The organism is Aquimarina sp. AU474, assembly GCF_900312815.1.
Lineage (GTDB): Bacteria > Bacteroidota > Bacteroidia > Flavobacteriales > Flavobacteriaceae > Aquimarina.
This window is the reverse complement of sequence record NZ_OMPE01000007.1, coordinates 100,453-117,161: the sequence shown is the minus strand read 5'-3', so window position 1 is coordinate 117,161 and position 16,709 is coordinate 100,453. Positions and strand designations below refer to the sequence as shown.

The following is a 16,709-nucleotide window of genomic DNA, read 5'->3' as shown; positions in this document are numbered from 1 at the left end:
TCGATATGATTAGTGAAAACCAATTTAACAAAGAAATTGATTTAATAATAGCTAATGCCATTAGAGAAGATGTAGGTGATGGAGATCATAGTTCGCTAGCATGTATCCCTAAAACTGCTTCTGGTAAAGCAAAACTTTTGGTAAAAGATGAAGGGATTTTGGCAGGAGTAGATTTTGCTAAAAAGGTATTTAGCTTTGTAGATCCTGAAATGGTTATTGATGTAAAAATAAAAGATGGTTCTCCAGTAAAATACGGAGATGAAGCTTTTTATGTTTCTGGAAGTTCGCAATCAATTCTTAAAGCAGAACGATTAGTACTTAATGCTATGCAAAGAATGAGTGCTATAGCAACAAAGACGAATCAATTTGTAAAACTTCTAGAGGGTACAGGTACAAAAATATTAGATACCCGTAAAACCACTCCAGGAATTCGTGCTTTAGAGAAATGGGCTGTTAAGATAGGAGGAGGAGAGAATCATAGATTTGCATTATATGATATGATAATGTTAAAGGATAATCATATTGATTTTGCTGGCGGAATTACTCAAGCTATAGAAAAAACTAAGAAATACTTAGTTGACCATAATCGAGATCTTAAGATTATTGTAGAAGCAAGGGATCTTAATGAGATAAGAGAAATTCTTAAAACTCCCGGAGTATATCGTATTTTGATTGATAACTTTAATTACGAAGATACCAGAGAGGCTGTTAAATTGATTGGTGATACGTGTTTAACTGAATCCAGCGGAGGAATCAATGAAAAAACGGTTAGGAAATATGCAGAGTGTGGTGTAGATTATATAAGTAGCGGAGCGCTCACACACTCAGTATATAATTTAGATTTGAGTTTGAAAGCGATGTGATTTATGTCGAAGAATATTGAAGATAGGCTTAACAAAATTCCTATAATTAACCTTATGGTTAAAATAGGAAAAAAACTGGTTCTCCCAGGTTTTCAAGGGCTGTCTATATATGATCTGATCGAAATTTATGTTATTGGCATTATCAAAGGAACTTTTTCTGCAAGAGCAAGTGCGATTTCTTGGAGTTTCTTTCTTTCATTATTTCCTTTTTTATTATTCCTTTTAAATCTTATTCCTTACTTACCAATTAATCAAGAAAATTTTTTCGAGTTTATCAATGGTGCATTACCCAAGCAATCCTCAGATTTTTTTAAAGTTATTTTTGATGATATTGCATCAAACCCAAGAGGAGGATTGTTATCTACAGTTTTTTTGCTATCTATTTTTTTGATGACTAATGGTATTAATGCTGTTTTTTCAGGTTTTGAATATTCTTACCACGTTACTTTGAATAGAAATTTTGTTAGACAGTATATCGTTGCGCTGGGAGTATCAATAATCGTGGCATCGTTATTGTTAATCACCATTATAGGTACTATTTATTTTACATATTTAGTAGATGATTTAAATACAATGGGAGTAGTAGATGATACTGTCTTTTGGTTAACGATCGGTAAATATTCTTTATTTGTGTTCATGATATTTGTAATCATAGCGACATTGTTTTATTTTGGCACCTCAGAGGGAAAACAAAATAAATTCTTTTCACCTGGTGCTTTTATGACCACTTTTTTGATCATAATCACTACCTATTTATTTGGTATCTATATTGATAATTTTTCAAATTATAATCAATTATATGGATCCATAGGTGCAATGTTGATCTTAATGTTATATATATGGCTTAATGCTAATTTATTATTATTAGGCTTTGAATTGAATGCATCATTGATTCAACTTAGAAAAAACTTTGACACATAATTTAACACAAATATTTAATTACAAATGAAAAAACTTAGCGTATTATTTTTTGCTACAATGATTGTTTTATCTGCTCAGGCTCAAATAGAAATTGGAGATGCCGTTGTGCCCGAAACTGTTACTTTTAATAAAGAAAACCTAGTGTTTAATGGCGGTGGATTAAGAGAGAAATTCTTTATCGATATATATGCTGGCGCCTTATACCTGAAGAAAAAAAATAATAACCCAAGTGCTATAGCAAAAGCCGATGAAACTATGGCGATCAAATTACATATTCAATCAGGTTTGATGTCAAGAAGTAAAATGGCCGGTGCCTTACGAGACGGTTTTGATAAATCAACCAATGGTAACATTGATCCTATTAAAGAACGAATGGAGAAATTTATTGGTTTCATTAAAGATGAAATAGAAGTTGATCAGGTATATGATATTGTTTACGAAAAAGGAAAAGGAAGTGTAATCTATAAAGATGGTGCAGAAAAGGGTTCAGTTGCGGGATTAGATTTTAAAGAAGCTCTTTTTAATATCTGGTTAGGTAAAAAACCAGCAGATAAAGGACTAAAAAAAGAAATGCTAGGTTATTAGTAATCAATAGGATATAATCGTATTTTTATGTCTATATACAAGTAAACATACTCCAAAGTGTTGTGCGTGCATAATATTTTTATATATTTGTTAGCCAGGAAAGTAGGAAAATTTTAATCCACCCCAAATAAACCTTATTTAATAATGAAAAAAATTACTTTATTGTTAGTAGCATTGGTCGCGCTAACTAATGTACAAGCCCAGATTAGAGTGGGTAGTAAAGCTATATTGCCTTATGAGCAAACTTTTGCGGAAACGGAACTTAAACTAAATGGAGCAGGTTTAAGAGAAATGCTTTGGATCGATTTGTATGCAGGAGGATTGTATCTTCAAAACAAAAGTAAAGATCCAAAAACAATTCTTGATGCAGATGAGACGATGTCAATTAAACTTAATATTGTTTCTGGTTTTGTAACGCAAAAGAAAATGATCAAAGCAGTAAAAGACGGTTTTCATAAAGCCACTTTTGGTAATACAAAGGCTCTTGATGGAAGAATAAAAGAATTTACTAAGTTTTTTGGTGAACCGATAGTAAAGAATGATATTTTCGATCTTGTGTATATCAAAGGAGTTGGTGTTAAGGCATATAAGAATGATAAAGAATTAGGCCTTATTAAAGGACGAGATTTTAAATATGCTCTATTTAAAATTTGGTTAGGAGATGAACCGGCTAGTGAACCTTTGAAAAAAGGAATGTTAGGATTACAATAGTTTGATAATTCCTTAATAATATATAAAGCTATCTGAAATTATCCAGATAGCTTTTTCTTTTATGAAAAGTATAAATGTTTAATCTATTAATTATAATTATGAACCTTTTTAGAATCTTTTTTACCTTTTTAATACTATTTACAGGAACCCTAAGTGCTCAAGAGCAAATCATTGGTAAGTGGAAAACAATCGATGATAATACAGGAGAACCTAGATCTATTGTAGAGATATACAAAAAGGGAGATAAACTGTATGGCAAAATTGCGCATATTATAAATGAAGCAGATAGAGGAAACCTATGCGAAGAATGTAAAGGGAGCGATTATAATAAGCCTATAGAAGGAATGGTAATCATTAAAAACTTAGAGAAAGATGGGGATGAGTATGAAGACGGTACTATTTTGGATCCAGAAAACGGAAAAGTATATCGTTGCAAAATATGGATAGATGAAGATAACCCGAAAGTGTTAAATGTGAGAGGGTATATTGCTTTTCTCTACCGAACACAACAATGGATAAGAGTCTAGTTTTAATGGTGTTAATTGGTGTTTTTTATAGGTGAATATAAAATTTAACATTTTTTTTATGTTAGGTTTTCAAAGATTATGGAACTAACTAGGGGTAATCTTTAAAAAAACTAAACCATGAAAAGAATAATTACCCTAACAGTTCTTTTACTAATTTCGAACTTAACTATAGCACAAATTAGAATAGGAGATATCGTTGTTCCTGAGAAAGTAAATTACGATGGAGAAGAATTAAGTTATAACGGAGGTGCAATGAGAAAGGTACTTTCTTTTAAAACGTATGCCGGAACGTTATATACCAAAGTAAAACATACAGACGATAGAAAAGTGTTGGATTCTGATGAGACTATGGCTATCAGATTAAATATAGCTTCTAAAAAAGTTACCAACGAAAGAATGATTAAAGTATTTAGAAAAGGATTTGATGATGCTATGTTTGGAAACACGCAAAGCTTAGACGTAAGAATAGAAGATTTTCTTAAACTTTTTAATTCTCCAATGAAAATTAACGACTATTATGATTTAGTTTACCTAAAAGGAAAAGGTGTAAAAACGTATAAAAATGGTAAAGAACTAGGTTTTATAGAAGGACGCGATTTTAAATATGCATTGTTTAAAATATGGTTAGGAAATGAGCCAGCTTGCAAAATCATAAAAGGAGGAATGCTTGGAGTGAGCGAATAAATAAAAATTATATAATATAAGATGCCCGATACGTATTGCACGTGTTGGGCTTTTTTTTATTATCCTTTTTAAAACGTATACTACCACTTAAACTTGTATTTTTGTTTATTTAATAAACGTATTTTACATTTCTTTATAGTTGATAATGCCATATTTTATAGATGTAATACTTCCCATACCTCTGGATAAAGAGTTTACCTATCGTATTAATGAAAATGAGGCTGGTTTTATAGTACCAGGAATGCGTGTTGCTGTTCAATTTGGTAAAACAAAAGTATATGCAGCTTTGGTGACTCAAGTACATCAAAACCCTCCTGTAGTGTACGAGGCAAAAGAAATAGAACACATACTCGATGAAACTCCTATCGTTACCGATCAGCAATTGCGATTATGGTCATGGATTTCTAAGTATTATATGTGCACTAAAGGAGAGGTAATGAGAGCAGCACTCCCTAGTGCTTTCCTGTTAGAAAGTGAAACTATCATACAGAAAAATAACAATAACTCTGTAGATGAAACTTTGTTGAAGGATGATGAATTTTTATTATACGAAGCCCTTCAGTATCAAAGTTTACTTAGAATACATGAAGTAATGGACATACTGGGTAAAAAAAATGTACTCCCGGTAATAAAGCGACTGTTAGAAAAAGATATTGTTACCGTTCAAGAGCAAATTTATGAGCAGTACAAACCTAAATTGGTACGATATATTAGATTAAGTGCAGAGTACGCCAAAGAGGATGCGTTAAAAGCTTTGTTAGACGCCATGACTCGTGCTCCAAAACAAAGAGATGTACTAATGCAATTATTTGTTTTACAGGCCAAAACAGATACACCTATTAAAGTTAGCGAATTAATTAAAGAATCAAATAGTTCTTCTGCGATTATAAAAACTTTAATAGATAAGAAGATACTGCAAGAATATCATTTGCAAACAGATCGAGTACGATACGAAGGAGAGGCAGAGCATGATATAAAAGAGCTTAATGAGTATCAATCCAGGGCTTTTGATGAAATAACACATTCTTTTAAGGAAAAAGAGGTCTGTTTGTTACATGGGGTTACCTCTTCCGGAAAAACTGAAATATATGTTAAGCTTATAGAAAATACTTTGAAAGAGGCTAAGCAAGTTCTTTATTTATTACCAGAAATTGCGCTAACGACACAATTAATAAGTAGACTGCAAGAATATTTTGGAGAAAAACTAACCGTATATCATTCTAAATATTCTGTGAATGAAAGGGTAGAAGCATGGAATAATATTAAGAATCAAAAAGCAAAGGCTCAAATAGTAATTGGAGCTCGATCTGCCATGTTTCTTCCGTTTAGAGATTTGGGATTGATTATTGTAGACGAAGAGCACGAGAGTACGTTTAAACAATATGATCCTGCCCCAAGATATCATGCAAGAGATGCCGCTATAGTTTTAGCCAAGATGTTTTCGGCCAAAGTATTATTGGGCTCGGCTACACCTTCTTTAGAGACTTATTATAACGCAAAACAAGATAAATATGGTCTAGTTGAACTTACCAGACGATTTGGTAATGTATTGATGCCAGAGATTAATTTGGTAGATATAAAAACCAAGTATAAGAAAAAGGAAATGACAGGACATTTTAGTGATACGTTATTAGAAAGTATACGGGATGTTATAAAAGAGGGAGAGCAGGTGATTTTGTTTCAAAATCGAAGAGGGTACTCCCCAGTTATTGAGTGTAATACTTGTGGCCATTCACCACAATGTCCAAATTGTGATGTGAGTTTAACATTTCATAATCATCGCAATCAGTTAAGATGTCATTATTGTGGATATCATATTGCTATGCTTCAAAAATGTATGGCATGTGATAGTACCGAGCTAACTACCAAAGGTTTTGGAACAGAACAAATAGAAAAAGAGTTGCAGGAGCTTTTTCCTGATCATAATATCGCCAGAATGGATCAGGATACTACGAGAGGAAAATATGGGTACGAAAAAATAATAAACCGATTTGAAGAAGGAGAAATTGATATAATGGTGGGTACACAGATGTTATCAAAAGGATTGGATTTTAGGAATGTCAGCCTAGTTGGTATTATGAATGCAGATAATCTGCTCAATTTCCCCGATTTTAGAGCTCATGAGCGTAGTTTTCAATTAATGCAACAAGTTTCTGGTCGTGCTGGTAGAACCAAAAAAAGAGGTAGCGTATTAATTCAAACCTATAATCCGTTTCATCAAATTCTTCAACAGGTTTCAGTCAATGATTTTTCAGGAATGTATAAAGATCAAATAGAAGAGAGGCATCAATATAAATACCCTCCTTTTTACCGATTAATAAAAATAACCGGAAAACATAAAGATTATAATAAGGTAAACGATGCTACTAATTGGTTGGCAAAATCATTAAGAAATGTTTTTAAAGACAATGTTTTGGGGCCAGAGTTTCCTGCTATATCTAGAATAAGAAATCAATACCATAAAAATATTTTAATTAAGATACCGCAGGGGCAATCATTAATTAAAACAAAAGAGGTGATAAAAAAAGTAAATACATCGTTTAGTAGTATAAAGGAGTTTTCTGGTGTACGACTAATTATTAATGTCGATAACTATTAAAAGTAAAAAATCCCGCGCAAAGCAGGACTTTTTAAAAATATTTTAGGTACTAATTAAAACTTTAAATTAGTTGTTTAAAGCTTCAATTAATGAATGCTTTTTATGTCGGCTAAGCGGTATTTTTTCGTCAGCAATTTCAATATTACGACTATTATAGCGCTCTACTTTATCTAAGTTAACGATGTACGACTTATGAATTCTTAAGAAACGATCATCTGGTAATTGGGCTTCAAAAGATTTCATAGTTGCCAAAACAACTATAGGGTCTCCTTCTTCCATAATCAACTTTACATAATCTCCTAAAGCTTCTACATATTTCAATTGATTTAGAAATATTTTACGCTTCTTAAGGTTACTTTTTACAAAAATGTAATCATCATCTTCAAGAGCAGCATTTTCTGTATTAAGACGAGACATACTCAATGCCTTATCTACTGCTGCATTAAAACGATCTTTTTTAAGAGGTTTTCTTAAATAATCTACAGCATCATAATCAAAAGCTTTAAAAGCATATTTTGTTTTTCCTGTAACAAAAATAATATGAGGCTTGTTCTCGAGATCATCTAATAAATCAAATCCAGTAAGAATTGGCATTTCTATATCTAGAAATAACAAATCAACAGGAGTATCGAGTAAGCCGTTTTTTGTTTCGATAGCATTATTCCATTCTGCCACTAGTTCTAGTGACGAATGTTCGTCTATAAGCTTTACTATTGCTAGTCTTTGTAGACGCGAATCATCTACTACCGCACATTTTAATTGAGATTGTTCCACTTGTATAGTGTTATTATTCTTATACAATATTAATGAATATATCTTATTTCCACAAACATTTTACGCTTTTTATCGATAAAAACAGTGTTTCGTCGAAATGGTTTTATGGTAAAACACTTTATTCGATGCAAAACCCTCTTTTAATTAAAGGCAAATAAGCAGTATAAGTATTTAATTATTAATGTGTTATTATTTTTTATAATAAGTTTAATGCATCTTTAAATTCTTGTTTTTTCATTCGACTTATGGGTATTTTATTATCCCTTATTTCCATATAATGGGCACCAAAACGTTCTATTTTTTTGAGATTTACAATATAAGACCTATGCGCTCTAAAAAAATATTTAGAGGGTAATACAGATTCAAGAGAAGTCATAGTACCAAGAGTAACCAAAGGGCGACCTTCTTCCATATGAATTTTTGCAAAATCTTTTAAAGCAGAAACATAAAGAATTTGTTTCAAAAACACCTTATATTCTTTAATACCACTTTTGATAAAAACAAAAGGATTATCCTGTTCTTTCTGATTTTCTGGCAAAGAATATGTGTTAAAGACTTTTTGTACTGCGATATTAAATCGCTCCTTTTTTAAAGGTTTTTTTAAAAAATCTATAGCATGATAATCGAATGCTCTAAGAGCATATTTTGTTTTTCCGGTTACAAAGATGACATGAGGTTTTTCCTCTAGATGATCCAGAAGATCAAAACCGGTAAGAACGGGCATCTCTACATCCAGAAACAAAAGATCAATTTTTGTGTCTAACAATCCATTTTTAGTATCAATTGCATTATTCCATGCATTAACCAATTCTAATTGTGGATGATTTTTTATTAGCTTCATAATAGCTAAACGCTGTATAGTAGAATCATCGACGACAGCACATTTGAGTAATAGTTGTTCCATATTAATGATTTAGGTAATACAATAATAAGAAAAAATTAACAAATTTTACTATAAATTGTGTTTTTTATCGGATAATAATGTTTTTTATCGATTAAAATTTGATTTTTTGAAAAGAGTGTAGATGTGTTTTTTAACCTCGTTTTACTGAGTATTTAGATATATAATAAAATAGATCATTAGGATATACGATTGTGGTTTGAAAATCCAAATAATAATGTTACTTTTGCAGCCAATTTTAATTTTTAACTTAGATTTTATGAATCAATACGAAACTGTTTTCATCTTGAATCCCGTTTTATCTGATGAACAGATAAAGGAAACAGTTAAGAAATACGAAGACATTCTTGTTTCTAACGGTGCCAAGATGATATCAAAAGAGGATTGGGGGCTTAAAAAGCTTGCTTATGCAATCCAACACAAAAAGAGTGGTTTTTATCACTTATTTGAATACCAGGTGCCTGGTGAAGCTATCAACGCATTAGAAGTTGAATATAGAAGAGATGAGCGAGTAATGCGTTATCTTACTGTACGCTTAGATAAGCATGCAATTGCTTGGGCTGAAAAGAGAAGAACTAGAAACAAACAAAAAGCTTAATTATGTCATCTATAGAACAACAAGCTAAAGGAAAAAAAGATGGAGAGATCAGATATCTTACTCCTCTTAATATAGATACTGCAAAAAACAAGAAGTATTGTCGTTTCAAAAAATCAGGTATTAAATATATCGATTATAAAGATCCTGATTTCTTAATGGCATTTGTAAATGAGCAAGGTAAATTACTACCTCGTCGTCTTACAGGAACTTCTTTAAAATATCAACGTAAAGTAAGTGTAGCTGTAAAAAGAGCTAGACACTTAGCTTTAATGCCTTACGTTGGTGATTTATTAAAATAAAATTCGTCGTAACATTATGGAACTTATATTAAAGAGAGACGTTGAGAATCTAGGATTCGCAGACGATGTGGTACAAGTGAAGAATGGTTATGGACGTAACTATTTAATTCCTCAAGGAGCTGCTGTTTTAGCTACTCCTTCTGCAAAGAAAGTACTTGCTGAAACTTTAAAGCAACGTGCTTTTAAAGAAAAGAAAGAAATTGAGGATGCACAAAAAGTAGCCAAGAAACTTGGTGGATTAGAAATCAAAATTTCTGCAAAAGTTGGATCTGGAGACAAATTATTTGGTTCTATTTCTAATGCAGATGTTGCTGCTGCTTTTGGTAAAGAAGGAGTAGAGCTAGAAAAGAAATTCATTACTGTACCAGGTGGAACAATTAAACGTTTGGGTCAGTATGAAGCTTCAGTTCGTCTTCATAGAGAAGTTGTAACTCCTGTTGCCTTCGAAATTGTAGCTCAAGCAAAATAATACTATATAATAGTTAGTTAATAACTATTTATAATATGCATAATTAAAAATCGCCCATTTGGGCGATTTTTTTTATTTTAAAATCACAATCAATTAATATAAAGTTCTTTACATGAAAAAAATCGTCTTATTTATTTTGGTATTAATAGGCTTTACTGTTAATGCGCAAGTAACCACGTCTAATATTTCTGGAGTGGTATATGACAATAACAATCAACTACTTCCTGGGGTAAATATTACTGCGGTTCATGAACCAACAGGAACTAGTTATGGTGGAGTGACAAATTTTGATGGTCGTTTTGATTTGATAAACCTTAGGGTAGGAGGGCCATATAGAGTAACTATTAGTTATGTAGGGTTTAAGAAGCAGCTTATTGATGATGTCTTTCTACAACTAGGACAAACCTACAATGTTGAGGTGGTTATGGTAGAAGATGATAATCAATTAGAAGAAGTAGTTATTACTTCTAATAAAAATAACACTTTTAGTAGTGAGCGCACAGGTGCCGAAACGAGTATTGGTAATAGAGAATTAAAAGCACTTCCCACAATTACTAGATCTGCAGCAGATTTTTACAGACTCGAGCCTACGGCATCTAGTAATGGTTCTTTTGGAGGTAGAAATGATCAGTTTAATAATTTTAGTTTGGATGGTTCTATTTTTAACAACCCATTTGGATTAGATGCTGCTACCCCAGGGGGGCAGACCAATGCGCAACCGGTTTCGTTAGATGCGATTGATCAAATCCAGGTTTCTACAGCTCCTTATGATGTTACTCAAGCAGGGTTTACAGGAGCATCGGTAAATGCGGTAACTAAGAGTGGAACAAATCGATGGAAAGGTACGGTATACGGATTCTATCGTAATCAAGATATGACGGGAGATAAAGTAGGAGATGATGATATTATTGTACCGGATTTAACACAAGCTCAATATGGAGTTAGTGTCGGGGGACCTATCATAAAAAACAAATTATTCATATTTGGTAATTTTGAAAAAGATGATAGAGAAGATCTCGGCTCTAACTTTTTGGCCGCTAGACCTGGTTTAACAGGAGCTAATGTATCAAGAGTAACAGCCGAGGATCTCGAATTTGTATCACAACAACTCGGTACATTAGGATATGAAACAGGACCTTTTGAGGGGTATACACATGATACAGAATCAACAAAAGGTATTTTGAAACTAGATTGGAATATCAATGACAATCATAGATTGGCAGTAATATATAATTTTTTAGATGCGTCTAGAGACCTTCCTGCAAATCCAGAAGCAATTGGTAGGAGAGGACCCGATTTAACTACTTTACAATTTAGAAACTCAGGATATAGAATTAATAATAAAATTACCTCATTCTTAGTAGAGTTAAATTCTAGTTTTGGCAGTAATGGTAATATATCTAACAAATTTCAAGCGGGATATACCTTTTTTGACGACAGTAGAGATCCTTTTTCTGCACCAGCACCCCCTATTAATATTCAACAAGACGGTGTGCGTTATATAGTGGCAGGACATGAACCTTTTTCTATTAATAATAGATTAGAACAAAAAGTATTTCAGATAACTAATAACCTGAACGTCGTAACAGGTGATCATACACTTACTTTTGGAGGTACATTTGAGCGATTCGAATTTGATAATTCTTTTAACCTGGGTGTATATACGTATTTTAATGCAACAGGTGGTGTAGGAACTTTTGCTCCCGACTTCACCAGTGTTAGAGAAGACCCTTCTATACCTGGTCTTAGTTTTGAAGAGGCGGTTAATAGCGGACTTATTGCAGAATCTTTGGCAAATGCACAAAACGTATTTGACACGAATAATGCTACCGATAACTGGGCACTTGCAGAAACCAACGTGGGGCAATTTGCACTATATGCACAGGATAAATGGAAAATAAGTGACCGACTTACAGTAACTTATGGTCTTAGAATTGATCAACCTTTGTATTTTGATACCGAAGATAAAATTGCCGAAAATATAGAAAGATCGGCAGGGGGTACTTTTCCTGATGGAAATTACCAACCAGGAATTACGTATTTTGATCAAAATGGAAGTCCAACACAACTTAATAGTTTGGATCTGCCAACTCGAAGAATATTGGTTTCTCCTAGATTAGGATTTAATTATGATGTAAAAGGAGATAATACACTACAAATAAGAGGAGGTACTGGTATTTTTACAGGTCGTCTTCCGTTTGTATGGATCGGAAATCAAGTAGCAAACCCTAATTTCTTTTTCTATACAACTTCTGCACCTAATTTTAGATTTCCGCAAGTGTGGAGAAATAGTTTAGGAATCGATTATAGGTTCAAAAATGGTATTGTTGCTACAACAGATCTTATTTATACGCAGGATGTAAATGCTCAAATGGTTAGAAATTTTGGTTTAGGAACACCAACAGGAGTTCTTAATGGTGTAGATGATAGATTGATTTATCAACCATCGGATAGAGCGGTAAACGAATTTGGAGGGCCTACAAATGCATATGTATTTACTAATACCAATGTGGGATACTCTTTTAACTGGTCGTTTAAACTTCAGAAAAACTTTAGTAACGGTTTATTTGCTAGTATAGCATATAATTTCCTAGAGGCGGAAGATGCAAGTTCATTAGATGCAGAAATTTCGAGCGATGCGTTTGATAGAAATCCAGCATTAGGTAATGTAAATCAAGCCATAAGCTCTACCTCAAGATATGGGGATAAGCATAGAATCGTAGGACAAATAAATAAAAGCTTTAGTTACGGTAAAAATAAACAATGGAGAACTTCTTTGGGAGCGTTTTATGAATATGCCCAAGGTGGTAGATTTTCATATACATATTCTGGAGATATAAACGGAGATGGCTCTCCTTTAAATGATCTTATCTATATACCTACATCTCAGGATTTGGCTACATACAATTTTACAGGTACTTCTTTTAATGAAAGAGAAGCACAGCGGGTAGCCTTAGAGAATTATATTCAACAAGATGAGTATCTAAATGAGAGAAGAGGAAGTTATGCCGAAAAGTATGCGATTCTAAGTCCTTGGAGAGGAAGATGGGATGTTAAGTTGTTGCAGGATTATGATATCCAAGTTGGAGAAAGAACCAATACGATTCAATTAAGTTTGGATATTTTAAATTTCGGAAATTTACTAAACTCTGATTGGGGAGTTATCGAAATTCCTGTCAATGATCAGCCTATAGGTGTTTCTGTTGATAATACCGGTACGCCTGTATACACGTTCGATGTATCACAAACACAAACATTTGCAAATGATTTTAGTTTAGATTCTAGATGGCAAGCACAAGTTGGATTACGTTATATTTTTAATTAAATAGTATCTATTAGATCAAAAGAGGCTTTGTAGTTACAAGGCCTCTTTTTTTATGTTTTATTATAAGTTGATTAATCGATAAATTAATAGAGCCGTTCTTTTGGTTAAGGCCTCAAAAGTGGATAAATCCATCGTTTCTTTAGGGGTATGCGCTCCTGTGCCCATGGTGCCCAAACCATCTAAGCAATCTACATAATCTGCAACGAACGAGGTATCAGCAGCACCACGTTTTCCTGGATCATAGGCAAGAACTTCACCTTGATTTAGATCTGCACTTACGCCGTTTAAAAGAGCCAAAAGCTTGTGATTTCCGTCTGTAGGTTGCATTGCAGGATAACTATCGTTAAAAGTTATTTTGGCAGTGGTATGCGGTAGGTTTTTTTTAACTATTTCACGCATTTTTGATCTTGCTCTCTCTTTTTGTTCTTCCGAAATAAACCGTAAACCACCTTTTACAATTAATGTTTGCGCTACTACATTGTTTTTGCCAAAAGCTTCCCCTTCATTTTGTTCTTTATCAAATTCAATATCAGTACCTCCCAATATAACTCCTGGGTTAAAGGTTAAAAATTCTTCACCCTTTACCTGGTTATAAAAGGCATTCAAAATTCTAGAACCTTCAAAAATAGCTCCTGCACCAATTTGTTTATTAAAAATCCCAGAAGAGTGCGCTCTTTTTCCACTAACTTCTAATTCCCATCCCGAAGAGCCTCTTCTAGCCACTGTGGCATAATTAAAACCTGTAGAGGTTTCGAACCCCAGAGCAATATCGGATCGTTTGGCGGCATCAATTAGATCTTTTCTACTCAATTCTAAAGGTTTTCCGGTGCTTTCTTCATCTCCTGTAAAAGCCACAATGATCTGCGAATCGTTTAAAAGATTGTTTTCATGTAATGCCTTTAACGCATATAGAACTACAACATTTCCTCCTTTCATATCATTTACTCCTGGGCCATATGCAATATCGCCATCAATGCTAAATTCTTGAAAAGGACTATCTTTTTCAAACACGGTATCCAAATGCCCTATGAGTACAATTTTTTTACCTTTGGCGCCCTTATTTTCTGCAAAAAAGTGTCCAGCTCGGTTTACCTCTTTAGGCATATCAATCCAACGTGTATCAAAATCGATTGCTTCAAATTGTTTTTTAAAAACCATCCCTACTTCTTTTACTCCCTCATGGTTCATTGTTCCGCTATTGATATTCACTACTTTTTCCAAAAATTGTATTGCAAATTGATGATTCTTCTCAATAGTTTTAATGATTTTTTTTTCGGATTTAGATAATTCTTGAGATGACATTTGTACGGGTGTTAGAAAAAAAATAAATGAATAGACAGCAGTGATTATAACAGATAGATTCATTGTGAGTTAAGTTTATGTGTATGTATAAATATAAGAACTTTAAGAGATACAAAGTTGCTCTAGATCGATTAAGTATGTATTTGGATAGAAGACTATTATTATTGTGGATTAATCATCTTTTTATAGTTACTTTTGCAGTCCGTTTTTAAGAATTAGAAAGTTCAATAATATGTGAGGCGCATATTACTTTATTTGAAGTGATAGCGAAAAACAAGAAGAGTAATGAAATATCAAAGATTAAGTAAAGAACAACTTGAAGAGTTGCATGTAGAATTCATCAATTTTTTGGCAACGCAATCAATAACGGCCGACGAATGGAGCGATATTAAGGCCAATAATCCAAATGTAGCCGAAGAAGAAATAGACATTTTTAGTGATTTGGTTTGGGAGGGAGTACTTGATGGTGCGCAGTATCTTGAGCATTTTTCAAAAGATCAGATACATTTGTTTGAGTTGCATGATAATCAAATGTACTTGATTGCGATAAAGGTAAATAATGAGACTATCGATATTACAACACCCGATGGGTATAAGTGGTTGCAAGAAAACTTACTTAATGACGAAGTTGTTTTTTATAATGCTTCTAAGGAGTATGGAACGGATAAAAATCTAGATAAATTTAAATTAATACAACAAGGAGCTAATATCACCAAAGGAGAATTGTTTAACTACTTCTCAAAACTGGTTCAAGATCAAGAATAATATATAAACTTACATGTAATAAACAGATCAAGATCTTATTCGTATCGCAATGATTCTATAGGATCTTGATTTGCTGCTTTTACAGCAGGGTATAATCCAGATACTACTGCTGTTAAAAAAGAGGTGATCACGGCAGCAAACATGGCCAGCCATGGGATCGAAAATTGAAAATTCGATAAGTTAGCGGCAAGACTACCTACCAAGATACCCAATATAATACCTAGGATTCCGCCAAACTGTCCAATGATAACAGTTTCAAGAAAAAACTGCCCAGATATAGTATGTTTTTTTGCTCCCAAAGCTTTTCGTACCCCAATTTCTCGAGTACGCTCGGTTACCGATACCAACATAATATTCATTAGTGCAATAGAAGATCCAAAAATGGTAATGATACTAATGATCCATGCTGCATAGTATAGATAAGAGGTAATACTAGTAATACGATTAATAAGATCATCACTGCGTTCTAAACCAAAATTACTTTCTTCAATAGGATTAAGACCTCTAATATTTCTAAAAGCTACAATAGCTTGATCTTGTGCTCCTTCAAGAAATTGTTTGTCATCTACTTTTACACTTATTCCGTAATTAATGTTGGGTAGTGTATAAATTGATCTGGCGGTTTGCAATGGGATTAAAACTCTAAGATCTTGATTGTTTCTAAACGTAGCTCCTTTACTTTCTAATAATCCAATTACCTTAAATTTAACACCTCTAATACTTATGGTTTTTCCTATTGGGTCGGTATTTTTGAAGAGATTTTTCTTAAAATCAGAACCAATATGGCATACGTGGTTATTGTTTTCGATATCAAAAAAGGTGAAATTTCTACCTTTTTCGATTTCTGTTCCTGTGTTTTCTAAATAGTTTTCATTTACTCCCAGTACAGATACTTCGGGATCTGTTTTTTCATTTTCAAATTTTACTTCGGCATTTCGCGTTCCTGTAAAATAAATAGAGGTTTTAGAAAACGGGTATTGAAATTTGTCTTTAAACTGCTTTACATTACGATAACTAATAATAGGATTTACTTTTTCTCGATCTCGATTGTTTCTAGTGCTAAACTCATAACGTTGTATGTTAAAAGTATTTGCTCCCATAGATGCAAAATCTCCGGTTATGGTTTTTTCTAAAGCCCCAAGAAAAGTGAGAATTCCAACGAGTGCTGTGATCCCAATGGCAATGATTAAAATAGTAAGGATTGTTCTTAAAACTTGTCCTTTGATAGAATCCATCGCAATACGAATATTCTCTCTAAAAAGTGAAAACATAATAGATATATTAACCGGTTTGTATGATAAGACTACAAAACTTGTTTAAAGTTACTCAAAAAACTAGATTTTTATGTGTTAGATGAAATGCCTTTATACTTTTTTCAGATATTTG

At 32.9% G+C, this 16,709-nt stretch carries 16 protein-coding genes; 12 read left to right on the top strand and 4 right to left on the bottom strand.

What is annotated here, in order from left to right; all coding sequences use genetic code 11:
• The first annotated feature begins 5 nt into the window (after positions 1-5).
• From nadC to priA, 7 genes are all read left to right on the top strand, one after another.
• Positions 6-863, top strand: a complete 858-nt coding sequence (nadC, locus tag DK508_RS07185) for a carboxylating nicotinate-nucleotide diphosphorylase (RefSeq protein WP_109300074.1) — start codon at positions 6-8, stop codon at positions 861-863.
• 3 nt (positions 864-866) lie between these two features.
• The gene (locus DK508_RS07180) at positions 867-1,784 is read left to right on the top strand and encodes a YihY/virulence factor BrkB family protein (protein WP_109300073.1); all 918 of its coding nucleotides are present in this window, start codon (positions 867-869) and stop codon (positions 1,782-1,784) included.
• A gap of 24 nt (positions 1,785-1,808) precedes the next feature.
• Positions 1,809-2,369, top strand: coding sequence for a chalcone isomerase family protein (locus DK508_RS07175; RefSeq protein WP_109300072.1), 561 nt, complete (start codon positions 1,809-1,811; stop codon positions 2,367-2,369).
• Between the two features lie 144 nt (positions 2,370-2,513).
• Complete coding sequence (locus DK508_RS07170; RefSeq protein WP_109300071.1) at positions 2,514-3,080, top strand: chalcone isomerase family protein; 567 nt, start codon at positions 2,514-2,516, stop codon at positions 3,078-3,080.
• A 98-nt stretch (positions 3,081-3,178) separates the two neighbouring features.
• Complete coding sequence (locus DK508_RS07165) at positions 3,179-3,607, top strand: DUF2147 domain-containing protein (RefSeq protein ID WP_109300568.1); 429 nt, start codon at positions 3,179-3,181, stop codon at positions 3,605-3,607.
• Positions 3,608-3,724: 117 nt separating this feature from the next.
• Complete coding sequence (locus DK508_RS07160) at positions 3,725-4,291, top strand: chalcone isomerase family protein (RefSeq protein ID WP_109300070.1); 567 nt, start codon at positions 3,725-3,727, stop codon at positions 4,289-4,291.
• A 145-nt stretch (positions 4,292-4,436) separates the two neighbouring features.
• The gene (priA, locus tag DK508_RS07155) at positions 4,437-6,890 is read left to right on the top strand and encodes a primosomal protein N' (RefSeq protein ID WP_109300069.1); all 2,454 of its coding nucleotides are present in this window, start codon (positions 4,437-4,439) and stop codon (positions 6,888-6,890) included.
• A 66-nt stretch (positions 6,891-6,956) separates the two neighbouring features.
• Here the strand turns inward: priA and DK508_RS07150 are convergent, their stop codons facing one another.
• Complete coding sequence (locus DK508_RS07150; RefSeq protein ID WP_109300567.1) at positions 6,957-7,664, bottom strand: LytTR family DNA-binding domain-containing protein; 708 nt, start codon at positions 7,662-7,664, stop codon at positions 6,957-6,959.
• Positions 7,665-7,860: 196 nt separating this feature from the next.
• Positions 7,861-8,568 carry a LytTR family DNA-binding domain-containing protein gene (locus DK508_RS07145; protein ID WP_109300068.1) on the bottom strand — a complete coding sequence of 236 codons (708 nt, stop codon included), beginning with the start codon at positions 8,566-8,568 and terminating at the stop codon, positions 7,861-7,863.
• Positions 8,569-8,824: 256 nt separating this feature from the next.
• Between DK508_RS07145 and rpsF the strand changes: the two genes are divergently transcribed.
• From rpsF to DK508_RS07125, 4 genes are all read left to right on the top strand, one after another.
• Positions 8,825-9,163 (top strand): 30S ribosomal protein S6, encoded by a 339-nt coding sequence (gene rpsF, locus DK508_RS07140; protein WP_109300067.1) that lies wholly within the window; start codon positions 8,825-8,827, stop codon positions 9,161-9,163.
• Complete coding sequence (gene rpsR / locus DK508_RS07135; RefSeq protein WP_200831859.1) at positions 9,163-9,462, top strand: 30S ribosomal protein S18; 300 nt, start codon at positions 9,163-9,165, stop codon at positions 9,460-9,462. Before rpsF ends, rpsR begins: the two co-directional genes overlap by 1 nt.
• Before the next feature lie 16 nt (positions 9,463-9,478).
• The gene (gene rplI / locus DK508_RS07130) at positions 9,479-9,931 is read left to right on the top strand and encodes a 50S ribosomal protein L9 (protein WP_109300065.1); all 453 of its coding nucleotides are present in this window, start codon (positions 9,479-9,481) and stop codon (positions 9,929-9,931) included.
• 112 nt (positions 9,932-10,043) lie between these two features.
• On the top strand, positions 10,044-13,256 hold the full coding sequence (locus tag DK508_RS07125; protein ID WP_109300064.1) for a TonB-dependent receptor: 3,213 nt from the start codon (positions 10,044-10,046) through the stop codon (positions 13,254-13,256).
• Between the two features lie 60 nt (positions 13,257-13,316).
• On the opposite strand, the gene DK508_RS07120 is transcribed toward DK508_RS07125, so the two are convergent.
• Positions 13,317-14,558: a M20/M25/M40 family metallo-hydrolase gene (locus DK508_RS07120; RefSeq protein ID WP_235016317.1), complete on the bottom strand. Its 1,242-nt coding sequence runs from the start codon at positions 14,556-14,558 to the stop codon at positions 13,317-13,319.
• A 285-nt stretch (positions 14,559-14,843) separates the two neighbouring features.
• Between DK508_RS07120 and DK508_RS07115 the strand changes: the two genes are divergently transcribed.
• A complete protein-coding gene (locus DK508_RS07115) occupies positions 14,844-15,323 on the top strand; it encodes a DUF6495 family protein (protein WP_109300062.1) in 480 nt (159 codons plus the stop codon).
• Positions 15,324-15,358: 35 nt separating this feature from the next.
• Here DK508_RS07115 and DK508_RS07110 read toward each other — a convergent pair whose 3' ends face one another.
• Complete coding sequence (locus DK508_RS07110; RefSeq protein WP_109300061.1) at positions 15,359-16,594, bottom strand: ABC transporter permease; 1,236 nt, start codon at positions 16,592-16,594, stop codon at positions 15,359-15,361.
• Between the last annotated feature and the right edge of the window lie 115 nt (positions 16,595-16,709).